Origin of the sequence: Chryseobacterium sp. 22543, from assembly GCF_052044565.1 — a bacterium.
GTDB lineage: Bacteria > Bacteroidota > Bacteroidia > Flavobacteriales > Weeksellaceae > Chryseobacterium.
Genome location: NZ_JBQENH010000001.1, coordinates 23,746 through 41,593 on the forward strand (window position 1 = coordinate 23,746; position 17,848 = coordinate 41,593).

Consider the following 17,848-nt stretch of genomic DNA (forward strand, 5'->3'; position numbering starts at 1 on the left):
CTAGCTGAAATTTTTTATCAGCACATAGATAGCAATCGCTATAATAACAATTCCCCAGATCAGCATCATAATCTTAGGCTGACCGGATTTATTAATCCGTGTTCTAGGTTGTGGTTTAAACATTTCTTCCACCGTGTTTTTGAACTTCTCAGAATCGTTCTCAAAAACTTCTGTGATGGTAATTCCCTGAACAACGGTTTTGTGCAAAAGAGAATTCGTTGCATGAAGCAAAAGCTGGAATTTTCCATCTTTAAATTCTGTGATCTTAAAGATCCTTTCTCCATACGGCTTTTCTAATCCGAAAGGCAGTACTTTCACCACATCGGCATTACTCGTCTGCCAGTTGATGATAATCTCCTCCCCTTTTTTCGCATGAATTTTATTCGCTGTAAAAGTTTTGATCGCAGGTGGGATATTATATCTGAAACTTCTCTGATGATTTTCTAAATTCTGATCATATGCACGTCTTCTGACAGGATCACTCAACGTTTCATAAGCTTCCTGGATTTCGCGAAAACGGTCAGCAAAAAAGTCGTCATTGTCATTTTTATCAGGATGATATTTTAAAGACAGTTTTCGATACGCTTTTTTGACGTCTTCTTCCGAAGCATCCTGGGATATACCGAGAAAATAGTAGTAATCTTTCATTGAGAAATACAAAAATAAGGATTTATTTTTCTTTGTGTTTGATGTTTACGGTAAAATTTTGTTGAAAGTATAGATCAAAAAGTCATTGCGAACCGAAGGTGAAGCAATCTCAATACAGTTCGTAATCTATTGGTTGAAAAACGCAAGGGCGCCAAGTTTTTTTAAGCTGCCTGAATATTTTTAAGACGCAAAGATTTTATCTCCGATAAAATTGTATTTCTCTAAAAGTGAAATGGATATTTCAACGGCACTTTTGTCATTCCGAGCATAGCGAGGAATCTCAACTTCGATTAGAGGTATTTCCCGCAGATTACGAAGATCATTTCGCAACAACTTCAATAATAACCACTAAAAGGTAATAGACTTACCAATATCTATTTACGGGAAATCCAATCCTTGGTAGGGATAACCCAATCGTTGAGAGCTTTGAAAAGAAAACCATGATTCATTCCTGTATTAAGCTCTATTTCTTTAAAATCCTTAATACCGGATCTGATAAACCTTTGTTCCTGTGATAACCGTACATGTCCGTCATCTGATTTCTCTGTAATGGAAAGAATTCTTCCGTACAACCTGAAGTTTTTATCCTTTTCCAAAGAATCATCTTTGAAACTAGCTCCAATAAATACAAACTTCAATTGCGGATTCTTCTCATAATAAGACACATATTGTGCAGTATAACCTCCCTGAGAAGTTCCTACCACTGTTATTCTTCCAGCTGGAATTCCTTTTTTCAGGAGACTATCAATCTGTTTCTTTACCTTCTCAGCATACCCCGATGGATCTGTGCCTGCTTTTCTTTTCTCAGAAATAACAACTGTATTTTGAGCCCTTAGTTTGTTGAGTATTGTTTCATATTCTACAACACCATATTTGGGATGTTTTTCCCAAAAAGAATGATCTTCCAAAAATTTATTATGTAAAAAGAAAATGTATTGTTTTTGTTGTGACTTTTGACCCAACACAATCATTGATAAAAAGAAAAATACTGTAATGAAAATATTTTTGACCCTCATCATAACGTAAAATAGCATTTAGTAATAACAAATATAGTGTTAAAAAGCCTTTGTGGAAACCGTTTTATATAAAAAATTCCGGCGCGGGAAGCAGAGCTTCCCGCGCCGGAATTAAACAATTTCAATTTAGTCTTTACATATTATGCTTCGCAGGTATTATCCTTTTTGCAGCATCTTGAATGGAATTCTTTTTTGAATTTCCCTTTCAGTTCCTGATAGTCTTCATCATTCATTTCTCTGATCTTATCTGCCAGTCCGAAAGGTGATTTTTCCTTGATTCCATACTCATCAAAAATACCTTTGATAAATCTTTTTCTTTGTATTGCTTTTTTAGCGATCAAGGCTACGCCCACAACAGCTAATGCTCCCAGAGCTCCTTTTAATGCTGAATTTTTCATTTTTTCAAAATTTTAAATTTTACTACTTCTTGTTTTTTATAGAGACGAATGAATTTGCATTTTACTTTACTACTTCTTTAAAATTCTCAAATTATTCGTTGTTTCTGTTGAAGAATCCACCTGAACATTTATTCCTCCATACTTCTTTGAATTTTTCTCTTTCTTCAGGTGACCAGCTTTCCATTTTTTCTCTCATTTTTCTTTCCTTAAAATCTTTCATTCCTTTACCGAAATGGAAACCTCCGAAAAGAATTTTACTTAGGATCAGTATTCCCATTGCCTGCCAGAATGTGATGGCTTTTACTCCTAAAATCTCCGGGAGAAGGCAATTCCAAAGCAGCATTACAATCCATGTAACAGCGGCTAAAATTAATGGCGGGCATAACAATAAAAAAATCCAACCCTTTTTGTGTTTATAATTCATAATTTCTTTTTCTAACTTTTTAAATCTTCGTACAATTTTCTCAATCTGTTTCTCAAATGCTTCACAGCATAGTTTTTTCTACTGATGATGGTTTTGATGTTTTCTCCCTGTTCATCGGCAATCTCCTGGAGGGTTTTGTCGTTCAGTTCATTTTCTACGTAGACCAGCCTTTGTTTTTCAGGGAGTTCGTCCAGTGCTTCAAACAGTTTTTTCCAGATCTCATCCTGAAACATTTTCACCTCAGGACCTGCGCTTTCATCCAACAACAAGATATCCTTGATAGAAAAACTGCCGTCTTCATCCTCATATACGAAATCTTCAAGATTTTCTGTTTTCTTTTTACGGTAACGGTCTGTGATTTTATTTGCCGTTACCCTATATAGCCACCCACCAACATTTACGATCTCCGAAATATTCGTAAGGCTACTGAACTGATACCACACTTCCTGCAGGATATCTTCCGCATCCTCCGTATTTTTCACTTTCGGACGAATATAGGACATCAGCTTCCCTCCGTAGTTGGAAACGGTCTGTGAGATGATGCTTTCTTTCTCCTTCTGTGGCATTGTTATTTTTTCGACAACCTCCATATTGCTATGACGGCCAGCCTTTTGGTTTTACTTTAATAAATTTAAAATATTTTTCCGGATTTTCAGTTTTTCTTTTATCCATCGGACTTTTATTTCATCTGTTGATGTCTCGGAAATTCATTGCTTATTATTCATATTTTTTCCTGAAGCTGTTTCCCGCTATCCGCTCATACTCCTCGCTCCATGCTTATGCCCGCATATGCTGTGGGGTAACCGCTGCTATCAGGGCTAGGATGGTGAGTTGGGATTCCACGCTCCACTCTATTTCGCTCTGAATAGCAAAAGTAGTTGGCAATTCATTCTAACTGTACAAGAACAAATTTTACCATAAAACTCTTTTGTCTGGCGGCTCGTAATGACAAAAAAACGGAAGACCCAAGCCTTCCGTTTCCATTATTATTACATTAATCGTTTATTTATTAAAGTTCTCCGCAAAGAATCCTAACATTGATTTGTAAAGTTCTATTCTGTTCGGTTCTTTTCCAAATCCGTGTCCTTCATCATATTTTACCAGATAAGGAACTTCAAATCCTTTGGCACGCATTGCTTTTACAATCTGATCAGATTCATTGATATTTACCCTTGGATCATTAGCTCCCTGTACTACAAATAAAGGTTTCTTGATCTTGTCAATCTGGAAAACAGGTGAAACTTCTTTAGCAATTTTCTCTTCTTCAGGATTGTCAAGGTCATACCAGATTTGTTTTACCATTTCTTTATAGGGTTTCCAATATTCCGGGAAGGAAGCAAAGAAGGTAAAAATGTTGGATACCCCTACGTAATCTACACCACAAGCATAGAGATCAGGAGTTTTGATCAGCCCCATCAGAGTGGCATATCCACCATGGCTTCCTCCATAAATGGCTACTTTATCTTTATCTACCCACCCTTGTTCAATGGCATATTTTACTCCATCTTCCACATCATCCATCGCTTTTCTTCCAATCTGTTTGTAACCAGCTTTCTGGAATGATTTCCCATATCCTCCGGAAATTCTGAAGTTGACCTGAAGTGTGGCATATCCTCTGCTTGCAAAAAGCTGTGTTTCCGGATTGAATCCCCAGCTGTCTCTGATTCCCTGCGGACCACCATGAGGATTTACAATCAAAGGAACTTTTTTCCCTTCCAACGCGGCTTTAGGCAGTGTGATATATCCATGGATAGTCAATCCATCTCTGCTTTTAAATTCGATAGGTCTCATTTCAGCCATATCTTCTTCCTTCAGCTGAGGCATCAGGTTGTAAAGAAGCTTGGTCTGTTTGGTTTTTGTATCATATTCGTAATAGGTTCCATACAGCTTATCACTTCCTACAACAACCAGAAGTTTATCATTATTGTCATCGGAAGAAACAATGCCGAATTCCTTGTCTCCAAACTGAGACTTCAATTTGTCGTCTATTTCCTTATAAAATTTACTTACAGGAACTGTTTCTCCCTTGATTCCCTCATAGCTGATAAAATCCAGTTCATAGTTTCTGTTTTTACCGGCTGTACTTATAGAACTTACATCGTATACAGGATTAGAATAAATTTCTTTAATCACTGCATTTTTCTTTAGATCATACAGTACAATTCTGGCTTTATCACTATCCAGATTCGTCACTACATACGCTTCATCTTTATTTTTAGAATTTTCATTAAACTCTATAATACTGAAGGTATCAGACCAGTCTGCGGATTTGATCAGATTGAATTTTCCTGTCTGCAGATCTTTGTAATAAGTCTTTGTTGTCAATCCGTTTTCAAGAATGCTGTAGCCTCTCAAAGTCCCGTCTTTATCAAAAATATAGTCGTCAATAGGACTGTTGACATCTTTATTTTCATATAACTGGGTCATTTCTCCAGTAACGTAATTGATTTTAAAAGGTTCAAAGATCTGCTTATTGTTTTTGTTCATGGTAACCACAACAAAGTCTGTATCTTTGATAGGAATGATCGACTGTACTTTTACTCCGTCAAAGGGTGTTAAATCCTTCTGATTTCCACCATCTGCATCTGTAGCATACAAATGAATATTCTCATTTCCTCCTCTATCCTGTGTGTAGTAAAGTCGTTTTTTGTTCAGCCAGCCATACCCTCTGATCAGGTCATCTTTTTCTACGATGGCTTTAGTAATTTTTCCTGTACTCAGGTCTTTTACATAAACGTGGTTCTTTTTATCCTGATCTTTTTCTTTATAGGAAAGGTATTTTCCGTCAGGAGAAATTTTAAATGCTGAAGCTTTTGGTCTTGCAAAATAGTCTTCCACTTTGTATTTAAAGTTTCCTTTGTCATAAGAAATAAGTTTCTCAAGATTGCCCTTGGAAGACGGTAAGGTAGGATCTCCCGGCAGTTTGGCAGTAGAGCTCTGTGCGTTGATCATAATGGTAGATAGTACAACAAGGGCTGTACCGAAAATGTTGTGATTTAGGTTCATAACTTCTGTTTTTAAGGTTCAAGTTATCAGAAAGCACTCATTTTTAAAACAATAGAAAACAAATGCATTATATAATAAGACATATGATACCCACAAAACGTTACACTCTTTTATCAATTATATGAAAAAAATATCAATTATATGAAAAAAACAGCCTTAGTGACTGTCTTTTTTATCTAGTGTAAATAAATTCCGAAATACCATGTCCAGACAATTAAAATAATCTGCATGGGAATCCTTTGAGTATAAAGGTACTTCATTCCCGGGCCGGTGTAATCTGCTTTAAAAATATTAATCCTTTTCCTGGAAGAATTGATATTGGCAACAAAAACCAATACATAAAAAATGATCAGTAAAATTGCGGTAATTTCACGAATTGCCGGAATCATAAGCCCGATTCCCGCTGCAATTTCAAGGACTCCTGTACAATATACCCAAAACATTCTGGCAGGAATAAACTCCGGAATCATCATGGCCATCCCTTTCTGAAATTTAAAATGTGAAAAGCCTGTAAACAGAATGAAAACAGCCATTCCCAGGTTTCCTGAAAATATAAAATCCGGTTTTCCCTGAAATAAAAAAGTTCCCAGCAAAGCCAGAATAAATGTTGTAAAAAGTATTACGAGTAGTTTCATTTTTTAGGGGATAGGTAGCAGTAATTAGGGATTAGGCATGAAGGTAAAAGATTTGAGACTATAATTAGATAATCAACAATTTCAAACTTTAAATTCTAAACCTTGAACTTTAAACTTTGAACTTCATCACACTGAATCAAGACTTACTCCTTCTGCAAGACTTTTCACGACCATCAGACCTTTTGTAAAGCCAGTGTTCATGTGATCTTCCCATTGTTTTTCAACCTGAACTTCAGCATGAAGTTTTGTTTTCCCACCAAAGTCTATTAAAAAATATTTTTCAAAGCTTCCGTTCCATTCCATTACTTCTTTGCTTTGGGTATCCTCTACTCCATTTTTATCTACCATTCCCAGATGTTTAAAAACAATCTGATTGGGTTCTTCCAGGCTGTCTATGGTTGAAACCATTCCTTCTCCTTCAGCATTAAGAAAATAGGTCTTTCCGCCTACCTTCCAATCGGATTTCATGACAGATCCTGCACCGAAAAACCGGGTCCATTCACTATACGTTTCAGGATTCCAAAGAATGTCCCATACTTTCTGTAGAGGAGCATCAATTACTGTTTCATATGATAAAGTTTCCATTTTTTATATTTTTACAGTGATTTGGTTATGAATTACTTTCAATATCAGGTCTGTTTCAACCTGATGTGTTTAAAGCTGATTTTCTGAAAGGTGTTTAACGATGTTCATCGCTTTTGGAAATTTCTCTTCAAAAAAGTCTTTAAATTCGGGAGGAGTCTGTATTTCTGCTTTCAGCAGAGTTCCTTCTTCGTTTTCTTCAAGAAAATAAGCTTCCGTTGCTTCTCCCCAGTCCTGAGGAACTTCAATACCGTCATAAATTTCTCCCAGGTGCAGAAATTTTATTTCTTCGTTGGGAATAACTTTTTCTACCCTGCTGTACATTCCATTGTTTTTTGGGTCAAGAAATTTAACAATATTGTTCTCTTCAAGTGTTCCTTCATAGAAAGAACCTTCTGTAAATGCCGTTGTCCATTGCCTGTATGTAATATCTGCCCACAGGACGCTCCATACTTTTTCAGGTTCGGCATTGATTTCTATTTCATATGATAATCGTTCCATTTTATTTTAGGTATTTGGTTGTAGATAATGGGTGGCAAGTGATTGGGTTGGAATTGAAGGTTTTAAAGTAAGAGTGTATTAAACTACAATTTCTAACTTCCTAACTTCTCATTCTATCCTCCGACAAAATCACCTCCATTGATGTGAATGATTTCTCCTGTGATATAGCTTGCATCTTTAGAAGCTAAAAAAACATAAGCAGGAGCGACTTCCGACGGCTGCCCCGCACGCTTCAGCGGGGTATCTTTTCCAAATCTGGAAAGATCATCAAAAGCTTCTTTCACCAGCGGAGTCCATATAGGTCCGGGTGCAATTCCATTCACCAGAATTCCTTTTTCGGCAAGATTATCCGCCAGTGAACGGATAAAAGACAACACTGCTCCTTTTGTAGCAGCATAATCCAATAAATGATCGCTTCCACGGTATGCTGTGACAGAGGTTGTGCAGATGATTCTTCCTCCTTTTCCAATCAGTGGAAGAAAATTTCTGGTGAAAGAAATCATAGAAATGATATTGGTATCAAATGTTTCCTGAATCTGCTCATCAGAGATTTTTTCCAGGCTGCTTTTGGAAGTATGAATTCCTGCATTATTCACAAGAATATCAAGTTTCTTCCACTCTTTTTTAATCTTGTCTGCACACTTGGTCCTGAATGTTTTCCGGGTAAGATCGCCTTTTATAAGAAGGCATTTCTGTCCTTCTTTTTCAACCAGTTTTTTGGTTTCTCTGGCATCATCGTCACTTTCTTTATAGATGATAGCAACATCCGCTCCTTCTCTGGCAAAATGAACGGCTACAGCCTGTCCTATGCCACTGTCTCCTCCTGAGATTACCGCTTTTTTTCCAAGCAGTTTCCGACTTCCCTGATAATCGTTCCGGATAATTTCCGGAAACAGCCCTTCTTTAGGGACTTTTGACTTAGATTCTGATTTGTTCTGTGTTTTCATATGCAAATCTTTTCTCTAAATCACATCAAACAATACGCCGAAATAGATTAAGAATGATAAGCATCCTCCAAATCCTGGATGATAATTTTCTGCATTTTCATCATAGCCTGAACTACTTTATAAGCTTTTTCCTGATCAGAATCATTCATTAGCTGAATAAGTCTTTTAGGCACTATCTGCCAGCTCAACCCATATTTATCTTTCAGCCAGCCACACATACTTTCTCTGCCACCATCTGCTGTCAGAGTGTTCCAGTAGTTATCGGTCTGCTGCTGGTTGTCCGTCATTACCACCAATGATATTCCTTCATTGAAATCAAACTGGTGATCGTAAGAATTATCCATGCAGAATACGTTGTAATTGTCTATTATAAAATGGGCATGCTGAACATTTTCTGCTGGTTCCGGGATGTCGTGCCCTTCACTTCCTGCTCCATAGGTCAATATGTTTCCTATGCTTGAGTTGGGAAACGTTTTGGTATAAAGTTCCATTGCCTCTTTTGCTTTTCCATTGTTTTGATGAATAAACATTAAGGTAGGAATTATTTTCTGCTCACTTGCTTTTTCACCCAAAAACAACTGCCATGTTACTCCATATTTATCCTGAACCCAACCGTATTTTGGACTCCATGAGTAAGATCCCAGCTCCATCAAAGCCATTCCGCCCTCCAGCAGCTGATCCCAGTATTTTTGTACCTCATCTTCTGTTTCACAAATTACCATGAAAGATATGGAAGGATTTTTTTTGAATTGCGGACCGCCATTCAGAAGCATCAATCTTTGTCCGAACAAATCAATATTCATCACTACAGGTGTATCTGCTGTAATCTCACCCCCAAAAACTTTACAATAAAATTCGGCAGACTGCTTGGCATCTCCGTCATACCAGAGACATGGGAAAATATCGTTATTCATAATTTTATATTTAAATGGATTGATTTATATTGTTTTACTTTTTTCTTAGCGATAGTAGATTCATCTACTGATAATTTTACAGCAAAAGAAATCGTATGTCTTTACATTTAAAGGAAGCTGCTTCGCTTTATCTGCAATGACATCGTAGATATGTCTGGTTATACTTTCTATGCTTCTTTAAAGCATACCTGATTTTCTTTCATAAAATTCTTCAGTTTTACCATCGTATTTTTCCCGAAACCATGAAGCTGCATAATTTCTTTCTCGGAATAATCTGAAAGTTTTTCCAAAGAATTTATTTTTTCTTTTTCTAAGGCTCTTCTTGCAGGTATTGCAATAACCCCATGAAGAAATTCTTCTTTAGGGTCATAATTAAAAGCATAAATGGAATTTAAACTCTTGGACATGATAACTAAATTGATCATGGCTACAAAAAATATTGTTAATGATTCTCAACATACTTGTGGAAATTATTAAGAATAGCATACCAGCCATCTCGTTGCATTTCCACAGAATTTTGTTTTTCCGGATCGAAAATTTCTATAACTTTCGTTGCATTTTCATCTATTTTATCGAAAACAACTTCTACTTTCCGTCCGTCCTCCATATGATATTTGATCACCTCATGTGGGATAATTTCGTCATAAACGCCTTCAAAATCAAATCCGAAACTTTTGTCTTTAGCTTCCATTCTGTTTTTGAATCTGCCTCCTACCTTCAGGTCATTTTCAGAACTAGGACACTGCCAGCTTTCATGGGCAAAATTCCATTTTGTAATATGTTTTGGCTCATTGAAATAATTCCAGACTTTTTCAACGGGTGCTAAAATTGTAATGTCTATTTTAATTGGATCCATAGTTCTAATTTTTTTATAGTTTAAGTAAAGAGTTATAGCTGTCTCAAAAGTCAAATAATTTGTTTTTCGTCATTCTGACAAAGGAAGAATCTTACTGATAAACAATCACTTGAGATTCTTCATTACATTCCATTTCATTCAGAATGACACTTACGAGACAGCCACACCCCTTTTTATCATTAGTTAAATATAAGATTATTTTGCGTATTCATCATTATAGTTCACCATCCAATGAACACCATATTTATCCTGAAAGCATCCGAAATAGTCTCCCCAAAACTGATCTTCAATCGGCATTTCTACATTTCCGCCATCAGAAAGTTCTTTAAAGATTCTGTCGGCTTCATTTCTGGAATCCGGGAAAACAGAAACATAATTATTGTTTCCTACGGTCAGAGTCTGCCCAAAACCCGGTACAATATCTGATGCCATTAAAAGGTCACCTCCAATAGGCAAAGCAATGTGCATTACCCTGTTTTTTTCTTCTTCTGAAAGGTTTTCTGTACCGGGAGCATTTCCCATTTTATGAATTCCTCCGACGAATTCACCCCCGAAAACAGTTTTGTAAAAATTGAACGCTTCTTCAGCTGTTCCATCAAAATTCAGATACGGATTTAATTTAGCCATGATTTTTAATTTTAAAGTTATTATTATAAAGTATAAGGTTCTATTGTTGATCCATTAAGGAATAATTAATTGAGTATGAATAGTAAATACAGCTTGATTGTTAAATCATTACAATTCACTGAGCTCCATTTCCTATTTTTCAAAATTCTTAATGGTTTATAAATTTTTCTACTTCTCTTACGGTAAAGTTTATTAAGTTTACATCAATACTTCCGTCAAAGTCAGGCATCATATAAACACCATGAGTTGCGGGAAGTATCATTAACCGGGAGCCTTTCACCAGACGCCACATCGCTGCAGCATGCTCCGGTTTCATCACATCCTGATCACCGCTGATGAATAATGTAGGTGATTGTATGGAAGCCAGCACCTCATCATCCCAGTCTTTAAACGTCTGCATCCTTTTGCAGTCTTTCACAAAAAGGTTTTCCAGTTTTGAAAAATCAGGATTGAGATTTAAAAAATTAATTTTAAAAGGTTCCGGCATCGATTCAAAAGTTGCTTCCTGCATTCCTTCAAAAAAGCCGTCTATCATTCCGTTTCTTTTATAAAATGCTGAGGCAACGACCAGTTTTTCTACAATTCCGGGATGGCGGTGACCAATCTGCATTACCGTACTTCCACCATTGCTGAATCCCCAGAAGGAAGCTTTTCCAATGTTTAATTCTGCTAAAAGTCCGGCAACATCGTCAGCATCCTGTTCAAATGTTTCAGGAATATCGCGGTGTTCACTGCGTCCGTGGTTTTGCAGATCGATCCCTATGAGCTGGAACTTGTCTTCCAGTCTGGCAATGACTTCTTTAAAATCATACAGAATAGAAGAACCTCCGCCATGGATTAAAACCAGGGGTTTTCCGGATCCATAGATTTCGTAATATAATTGGATTCCATTGACTTTTTTATAGCCTTTTTCTACCGGATTCATGATTAATATTTAAGATTTTCGTCCACATCATACTTCATTCCGGGATAACCCAGAATTCTGCGCATCAGGCCTATCTGCCCGCAGAGATAATCTTCACGGCCGATACACATTCCGACAAAATTGAGTTTTGTCTCTTTAATAAACGGAATATTCATTCCTATTTCAAATATCTCATCCAGTTCTTCATCAGTTACTTCATAAAGTCTTTGGTATACTTTAGCAGAAATTTTATGAAAGTTTTCTTTTAATTCAGTTAAAGTTGGATATTTAAAGCTTTCATCCAATGCTTTTCCCTGGAAAAACAAGTCACTGTAAGGATCTTCTTCCTGTATTCCAAGCACCCAGCCTAAGCCATAGCGCATGTTAACAAAATTTCCTGCCATCCATACAATATGGTTGGTTTTATTTTCAATTCTTTTCAACGCGTCTTCTTCCGAAATGCCGTCCAAAACATTCATAAAGCTTTGGGAATGCATTCTGTAAGCCGGAATAACGAGTTCCATTTTTTTTGATTTTGGTGTGTTCATTTTAATTAGAGATTAGAAGTTAGAAATTAAAGGGTAAAGGGTCGGATAAACGCAAAGGCACAAGGTTTCTAGAAGCTGTGTGTTTTTAAGGCGCGAAGATTTTATCTTCGATAAAGTTGTACTCTTCTAAAAATAGCATGGAAAAATTTGACAGTTCATTTGTCATTCCGAGCAAAGCAAGGAATTTATTTTATAGCGCCCGGTTTTCCTAAAATTCTGCGGAGATAACCCAGTTGTCCGCTGTGGTAAATCTCATGAAGGCTTAGCGTTGAAATATCATTAACCATTTCAGGTTTAAAGCTCGTAAGAATACCGAGTTTTATTTCCAGCCTTTCCTGAGATTGTTTCAAATAGGATTTTAAATCTTCAAAGCTGACCAATTCATCTTTCCGTTCCAAAGGAATTTCCCCTCTGTTATAGCATGAAAACTTTTCACTGTCCCAAACGGATTCTTCGCCTAGAATATTAAGAAAGGGATTTCTGATATGGATTAAATGCCCCAGAATCCAATTCATACAATTGGCTTCACCATTAGGAAAAATCATAGATTCTTCATGGGTAATGCCGTCAATATTCAAAAAAATCACCTGATAGTTGCTTACAATCTGATTCTTTATTAATTCTATATCGTTTGATATTGCTTCCATTAGATATGTATTTAATTAATAAGTGAATGATAATGTTATTCTGCAGGCATCTGAGATACATCTCCATGCATTACTTCCCACTGATGGCCATTGATATCAGCAAAACTGCTTTGATACATCCATCCGTAATCTACAGGCTCACCATATTTTGAGCCTCCGTTTCCAATGGCTGTTTTTACCATTTGATCTACTTCTTCCCGGCTGTTCACCCCAATGGCAAGAAGTACCTGTGTGGTATCTCCTTTAGCAAAAGGCCTGTTGGTAAAGGTTTGGAAAAATTCCTCTTTCAGAAACATCGTGTAAATATGATCTTTCTTCATTACTACACATATTGCCTTATCGTTTGAAAACTGTTCATTGATAGAAAAGCCAAGATCTGTCCAGAATTCTCTGGTTTTTTGTACGTCTTTTACGGGTAAATTGACGTAAATATCATTAATATTCATTTTGTAAATTTTAGTGGTGATTGTAGTTCAAAATTACCAGGATACGGTAAGAATGTGCTTGTCATAGGACAAGATTTAATTTTTATTTGGATTTAATTATTCTGTTGGCATTTGAGATAGATTGGCAAAAGTGATATTCCAGCCGTGCCCGTCCAGATCCCAGAAAGAATTCTGATACATCCATCCGTAATCCTGAGGTTCTTCATGCTGCCACGCTCCGTTGTCTACAGCGGTATTCACTACTTTATCTACTTCTTCACGGCTGTTCAGCCCTACTGCTACAAGAACCTGACTGGTATTCTCTTTGGCAACAGGTTTATTGGTGAAGGTCATGAAATAATCCTCCTGCAGAAACATCACATAGATGGTATCATTCAACACAACACAGGTTGCTTTATCATCAGAGAATTGTTCATTAATCGAAAAACCTACCTTGGTCCAGAATTCTTTTGTTTTGTGTACATCTTTTACAGGAAGGTTCACATAAATTTGATTGACTTTCATTTTTTATAATTTTAGTGTTAATTTGTAATCCAAAATTACCAAGGTGCAATGAAAATCAACTTGTCATAAGGCAAGATTTAATTTTTCTTAGGATGGGAAACTATTTCTTTGCGAATACGGCTTAAGGAGGTGTCTGTAACTCCCAGATAGGAAGCAATCTGCTTCAATGGTGCAAATTGTATGACTTTAGATTTTTGTTCCAGCAGATTAAGGTATCTTCTGGTTGCTGAGAGCGTGAACATTTCTACGGACCGCTGTTTGTAGGCAAAAAGCTCCTGAGACATCCATGATCTTCCCCATTCCCTGAGATTTGGGATTTTATGGAACAATTCCTGAAACGTATCATAATCCAGCCTCCAGCATTCACAATCTGTAATACAAGCGATATTTTCCTGAGACGGAACTCGCTGAAACATTGACAAAACTTCAATAATCACTTCATTCTCTACGAAAAAATGAGTGGTTACTTCATTTCCGTTGAAATCATTAACATAGGAACGCGCCAATCCGTTTTCAAGAATATAATATTCATTGGCTGTTTTTCCTTCTTCAAGAATGAAATCACCTTTCTGGAAAGATGTTTTTTCATGAGCCTGAAATATTTCAGCAAGCTCTTCAGGGAAGAAGAAGGGAAAATCATAGCAGGTTTCTAAAGCCTTATTGGTCATTGGTGTCAATTTTTTAAGTCTTTAAAAGTAAAATTTTTAATTGAATTAAGAGCAAAAAACATTAAACAAAGAACTCAGCACTTTTATAAAATGACACATACTACACTGAAATGAAAGAGATTTACAGACTGATATTTTTTAAACAACTATTTAAAAAATACTATTTTACCACCCCGGCAAAAATTCAAAGAATTTTTGCCACCCCTCCAAAGGATGGGAATAACTATTTGCCGATGATAGTAATTGTAGATTTTTTACAGGAGATATTTTTTAAAATAGAGAAAGTTGTATGGATTTTGGAGTGCTGGGTTTCTGAGCATCTCCAAATACGGTTTTTCCGCCAAAGCGCCAGGAGTTTTGTCTTTCTTCTTCAATGACCTGCTGGATATCAAAATCCGGAGTGAAGTCCTTTTCTGCTTCGGCAACGATCTGGTGAAGTTTATTTAAAGAGTTTAGCTTATCAGAATTTCCCAGTTTGGACTTTTCTATTCCTCTTCTGAGAATGCTGATACTTTCATCATAGGTATTGACAGGCACAGGGAAAGGATGTCCGTCTTTACCCCCATGAGCAAAGGAAAACCTTGCCGGATCGGCAAATCTTGACGGTGCCCCATGAATTACTTCACTTACCAAAGCCAATGACTGCATGGTTCTTGGTCCTACTCCTTCCAGCAGCAGCAAATCTTCAAAATTCTGTGGCTGCTGTTCCCGGGTAACATATAAAAGAGCTCCCAGGCGTTTCAGATCCACATCGGAAGCCTGAACGTCATGATGGGCAGGAAGAATCAATCTTGCAAAATCTTTCATCACTTCTCCGGAATCGGTATGGGAAATATCTAAAATTCCTTTTCTATTCTCTGCAGCTTCAGTATCGGTAAGGTTAAGAATCTTTCCTCTTGAAATTCCGTTGATTCCTGTGTGAGGCTGCTCTACAAATGAAGTGATGTTTTCGGAATGCCAGTGATATCGTCTTGCTGTTCCATCCGATTCATGCATTCCCTGCTGAATAACACTCCAGTTTCCGTTATCTGAAAGAATGAAATTGTGCAAATACAACTGATACCCATCCTGAATGGCCGTATTATCTACTTTCGCAGAAAGTTTGCTGGCTCTTACCAAATCTGTTCCGTTAAGTCCGGTTTTATCTGCAATTCTGATTAACTCTGAAGGCGTTTCTCTGGAAAGCTTTCCTTTTCCACCACAGATATAAAGTCCCAGCGATTGCGAATTGGGATTAATGGAACGTTTCAGCGCTCCCATGACAGAAGTGGTAATGCCTGAAGAATGCCAGTCCATTCCCATTACCGCTCCAAAACTCTGAAACCAGAAAGGATCTGCCAATCGACGCAATACCTCATCTTTACCGTAATCCATGAGAATGACTTCAATAATGGAAAGTCCCAGCACAGACATACGTTCATACAGCCATGGCGGTACTTTGCCATAGTGAAGAGGTAAATCTGCTGTTCCGGAACGTTTCATTATATTTTTAAAAATGTAAAGTTAAGTTTTATTCCCCTTACTATTTAATGATCCGGATCATTAATTCTACTATTACAATTATTGGATAAGGCTTGTAAAAGAAAAACCGGGATCACGCATTTCCAGTTCATTTTTACTGGATTCCTCCTGTGCTTCTTTAGCGTAGATAAACATTTTTTGTTCGTAAGCATCAATAGCTTCCTCTATGCTTTGATAGTTTCCTTCTATTAGATTTTCTGATAAAATTAAAGCATCCATCAACCCGCTATTTACTCCCTGTCCTGCAAAAGGCGGCATCAGATGAGCAGCATCACCAATAAGTGTTACAGGCAAAGAGCGGTTGTCTTTCCAGGGTTGGTCTAATGGGATCTTCCTTGTTGGCAGCCCTACAAAAAAGGAGGTTGATAGGAATAACTGCTGGTACAGTTCATTCCATGCAGAGAATCTTTTGGCGAGAAACTGACGAACCTGTTCTGTATTCTGAAAGTCCAGGGTACAGCCATCTTTCCATTCTTCGGGCTTTTTGAATATGACTCCATAAGTCAAAGCTCCATTATTAAAAGGATTAGCTACCAATAAATTGCCTTCAAAAGCAGCCATTGGTCTTTTTCCGTCACACCATTCGAAAAATTCAGGACAAGTTTTTTCAGGCTGAGGGACATCTCCCTGGATAATAAAAGTTCCGGTTTCTTCCACTTCCGTATCTGTCACATATTTTCTTACTCTGGACATTCCACCGTTGGCACCGATGACAAGATCGACAGTTACATCGGGTTTGTCTTTAAAGTGAAGCAACCATTTGCCGTTATTTTCTTCCATCCCTGTAAAGTTCATATCCCAGATTACCGTATCATCCGCCAGACTATCCAATAATATTTCTCTTAAATGATTTCTGTTGATTTCCGGGTTGTCATATTGATTTTCAGGGGTGATTTCTTTCGTAAAAAGTATATTGCAGTGTTCATCAGAAACTTTGATTCCCATAGGCAGCGCCATCTCATAATATTTATCCAACAATCCAGCCTTTTTCATAGCTTTCTGTCCTGATTCTTTATGAAGATCCAATGTGCCGCCCCAAACTCTTGTCTGTGCATTGACATCTCTTTCATAGACTTTTACTTCAACACCTTTTTGCTGTAATAAAACGGCCATGGTTAAACCTACAGGCCCAGCGCCAATAATTGCTGCTTTTTTATGATTCAGTACCATAATTTTTAATGTATTTATTATAGTACAAAATTCCGGAATGCAATGGTATCACGCTTGTACAAATGCGACAAAATCATTGCTTAAGATTTGTTTTCTTTTTTTGGCTTCCCGTGCCAAAGCAGCAGGTGTTATACCACTGTACCGTTTAAATTCTCTGCTTAAATGTGATTGGTCTGTATATCCAAATTCCTGTGCGAGTGCAGCAATTGAAGCTTCCGGAGCGTGCCACAAACGGTTTCTTATCTGTTCAAAACGCATAATTCCGGATATATCCTTTACGGTATGACCGGAAGACTGCTTAAATTTTCTTTCCAGCGTACGGACTGTTGTATGGGCTGAATTTGCCACCTGATTGACAGGGATCGCTCCATTATTTTTTCTCATGGCAGCACCTGCTTTGAAGAGCAGACTGTCTATTGTAATCTGTGAATGTAATTTCAGAAAATATTGTTCTACCTGAGAGACAGCTTCCTCTATTTTCCTCTGATTGATGAGATCATTCAATATAGTTTGAAGCTGTACAACGGGATGTTCAAATGTATGGACTCCGTTTTCAGTTTTTTCTGATGACAGTCCCAACAAATCAAAAACAGCCCATGGAAAACACCTGATCCCGATAATTTCCAGTTGGTTTTGAGCATGAAAAAGAGCAGGCTGATTGAGCAGTCCCATAATGAACGGAGAAGGTAAATCCTGTAAAATTCCCTGATGGGTAATACTGCATCCACTTCCAAAATGAAAGATGATCTCGGCATAACCATCCGGCATCACCGTAAATCCAGACTGTTGTTCACCATAGTCTCTTCTGTTATACCAAAAACATTTAATGGTATCCCTAAGTTCTTCCGGAACTGCAAACTCCTGATGTATATTTGAAAACATTGCT

Annotated in this window: 23 protein-coding genes; all 23 read right to left on the reverse strand. The window is 37.2% G+C overall.

Translation table 11 applies throughout. From position 1 onward, the window contains the following. A complete protein-coding gene (locus ACTJIP_RS00125) occupies positions 1-648 on the reverse strand; it encodes a J domain-containing protein (protein WP_077416519.1) in 648 nt (215 codons plus the stop codon). A 374-nt stretch (positions 649-1,022) separates the two neighbouring features. After that, the gene (locus ACTJIP_RS00130; protein WP_139348520.1) at positions 1,023-1,556 is read right to left on the reverse strand and encodes an alpha/beta hydrolase; all 534 of its coding nucleotides are present in this window, start codon (positions 1,554-1,556) and stop codon (positions 1,023-1,025) included. Positions 1,557-1,804: 248 nt separating this feature from the next. Next, positions 1,805-2,062, reverse strand: coding sequence for a hypothetical protein (locus ACTJIP_RS00135; RefSeq protein WP_047385468.1), 258 nt, complete (start codon positions 2,060-2,062; stop codon positions 1,805-1,807). 91 nt (positions 2,063-2,153) lie between these two features. Beyond that, positions 2,154-2,486 carry a hypothetical protein gene (locus tag ACTJIP_RS00140; RefSeq protein WP_047385469.1) on the reverse strand — a complete coding sequence of 111 codons (333 nt, stop codon included), beginning with the start codon at positions 2,484-2,486 and terminating at the stop codon, positions 2,154-2,156. A gap of 11 nt (positions 2,487-2,497) precedes the next feature. Continuing rightward, positions 2,498-3,052 (reverse strand): RNA polymerase sigma factor, encoded by a 555-nt coding sequence (locus ACTJIP_RS00145; protein ID WP_174774444.1) that lies wholly within the window; start codon positions 3,050-3,052, stop codon positions 2,498-2,500. 436 nt (positions 3,053-3,488) lie between these two features. Continuing rightward, a complete protein-coding gene (locus ACTJIP_RS00150; protein ID WP_077416516.1) occupies positions 3,489-5,492 on the reverse strand; it encodes a S9 family peptidase in 2,004 nt (667 codons plus the stop codon). A 176-nt stretch (positions 5,493-5,668) separates the two neighbouring features. After that, on the reverse strand, positions 5,669-6,127 hold the full coding sequence (locus tag ACTJIP_RS00155; RefSeq protein WP_077416514.1) for a DoxX family protein: 459 nt from the start codon (positions 6,125-6,127) through the stop codon (positions 5,669-5,671). Positions 6,128-6,253: 126 nt separating this feature from the next. After that, positions 6,254-6,712: an SRPBCC family protein gene (locus tag ACTJIP_RS00160; protein WP_077416513.1), complete on the reverse strand. Its 459-nt coding sequence runs from the start codon at positions 6,710-6,712 to the stop codon at positions 6,254-6,256. Between the two features lie 69 nt (positions 6,713-6,781). Continuing rightward, a complete protein-coding gene (locus tag ACTJIP_RS00165) occupies positions 6,782-7,210 on the reverse strand; it encodes an ATPase (protein ID WP_077416511.1) in 429 nt (142 codons plus the stop codon). A gap of 113 nt (positions 7,211-7,323) precedes the next feature. Further along, a complete protein-coding gene (locus tag ACTJIP_RS00170; RefSeq protein ID WP_440703926.1) occupies positions 7,324-8,157 on the reverse strand; it encodes an SDR family oxidoreductase in 834 nt (277 codons plus the stop codon). A gap of 47 nt (positions 8,158-8,204) precedes the next feature. Continuing rightward, positions 8,205-9,071 carry a VOC family protein gene (locus ACTJIP_RS00175; protein WP_440703927.1) on the reverse strand — a complete coding sequence of 289 codons (867 nt, stop codon included), beginning with the start codon at positions 9,069-9,071 and terminating at the stop codon, positions 8,205-8,207. Positions 9,072-9,238: 167 nt separating this feature from the next. Beyond that, positions 9,239-9,478, reverse strand: a complete 240-nt coding sequence (locus ACTJIP_RS00180) for a hypothetical protein (protein ID WP_228408796.1) — start codon at positions 9,476-9,478, stop codon at positions 9,239-9,241. 35 nt (positions 9,479-9,513) lie between these two features. Then, complete coding sequence (locus ACTJIP_RS00185) at positions 9,514-9,927, reverse strand: SRPBCC family protein (RefSeq protein ID WP_440703928.1); 414 nt, start codon at positions 9,925-9,927, stop codon at positions 9,514-9,516. A gap of 195 nt (positions 9,928-10,122) precedes the next feature. Continuing rightward, entirely contained in the window at positions 10,123-10,554 is a 432-nt protein-coding gene (locus ACTJIP_RS00190; protein WP_077416506.1) for a VOC family protein, read from the reverse strand. Positions 10,555-10,702: 148 nt separating this feature from the next. Then, positions 10,703-11,479, reverse strand: a complete 777-nt coding sequence (locus ACTJIP_RS00195) for an alpha/beta fold hydrolase (RefSeq protein ID WP_077416505.1) — start codon at positions 11,477-11,479, stop codon at positions 10,703-10,705. Positions 11,480-11,481: 2 nt separating this feature from the next. Further along, positions 11,482-11,982, reverse strand: coding sequence for a DinB family protein (locus tag ACTJIP_RS00200; RefSeq protein ID WP_440703929.1), 501 nt, complete (start codon positions 11,980-11,982; stop codon positions 11,482-11,484). A 209-nt stretch (positions 11,983-12,191) separates the two neighbouring features. Next, positions 12,192-12,653, reverse strand: coding sequence for a hypothetical protein (locus ACTJIP_RS00205; protein ID WP_440703930.1), 462 nt, complete (start codon positions 12,651-12,653; stop codon positions 12,192-12,194). A gap of 35 nt (positions 12,654-12,688) precedes the next feature. Next, complete coding sequence (locus tag ACTJIP_RS00210) at positions 12,689-13,099, reverse strand: VOC family protein (protein WP_077416499.1); 411 nt, start codon at positions 13,097-13,099, stop codon at positions 12,689-12,691. 96 nt (positions 13,100-13,195) lie between these two features. After that, the gene (locus ACTJIP_RS00215; protein WP_440703931.1) at positions 13,196-13,603 is read right to left on the reverse strand and encodes a VOC family protein; all 408 of its coding nucleotides are present in this window, start codon (positions 13,601-13,603) and stop codon (positions 13,196-13,198) included. A gap of 77 nt (positions 13,604-13,680) precedes the next feature. Next, complete coding sequence (locus tag ACTJIP_RS00220) at positions 13,681-14,271, reverse strand: Crp/Fnr family transcriptional regulator (protein ID WP_219072868.1); 591 nt, start codon at positions 14,269-14,271, stop codon at positions 13,681-13,683. Positions 14,272-14,541: 270 nt separating this feature from the next. Continuing rightward, entirely contained in the window at positions 14,542-15,753 is a 1,212-nt protein-coding gene (locus tag ACTJIP_RS00225) for a DUF763 domain-containing protein (RefSeq protein WP_219072869.1), read from the reverse strand. Positions 15,754-15,831: 78 nt separating this feature from the next. Then, complete coding sequence (locus tag ACTJIP_RS00230; protein WP_428168932.1) at positions 15,832-16,962, reverse strand: FAD-dependent oxidoreductase; 1,131 nt, start codon at positions 16,960-16,962, stop codon at positions 15,832-15,834. A 48-nt stretch (positions 16,963-17,010) separates the two neighbouring features. Further along, positions 17,011-17,844 carry a helix-turn-helix domain-containing protein gene (locus ACTJIP_RS00235; RefSeq protein ID WP_440703932.1) on the reverse strand — a complete coding sequence of 278 codons (834 nt, stop codon included), beginning with the start codon at positions 17,842-17,844 and terminating at the stop codon, positions 17,011-17,013. Positions 17,845-17,848 lie beyond the last annotated feature (4 nt).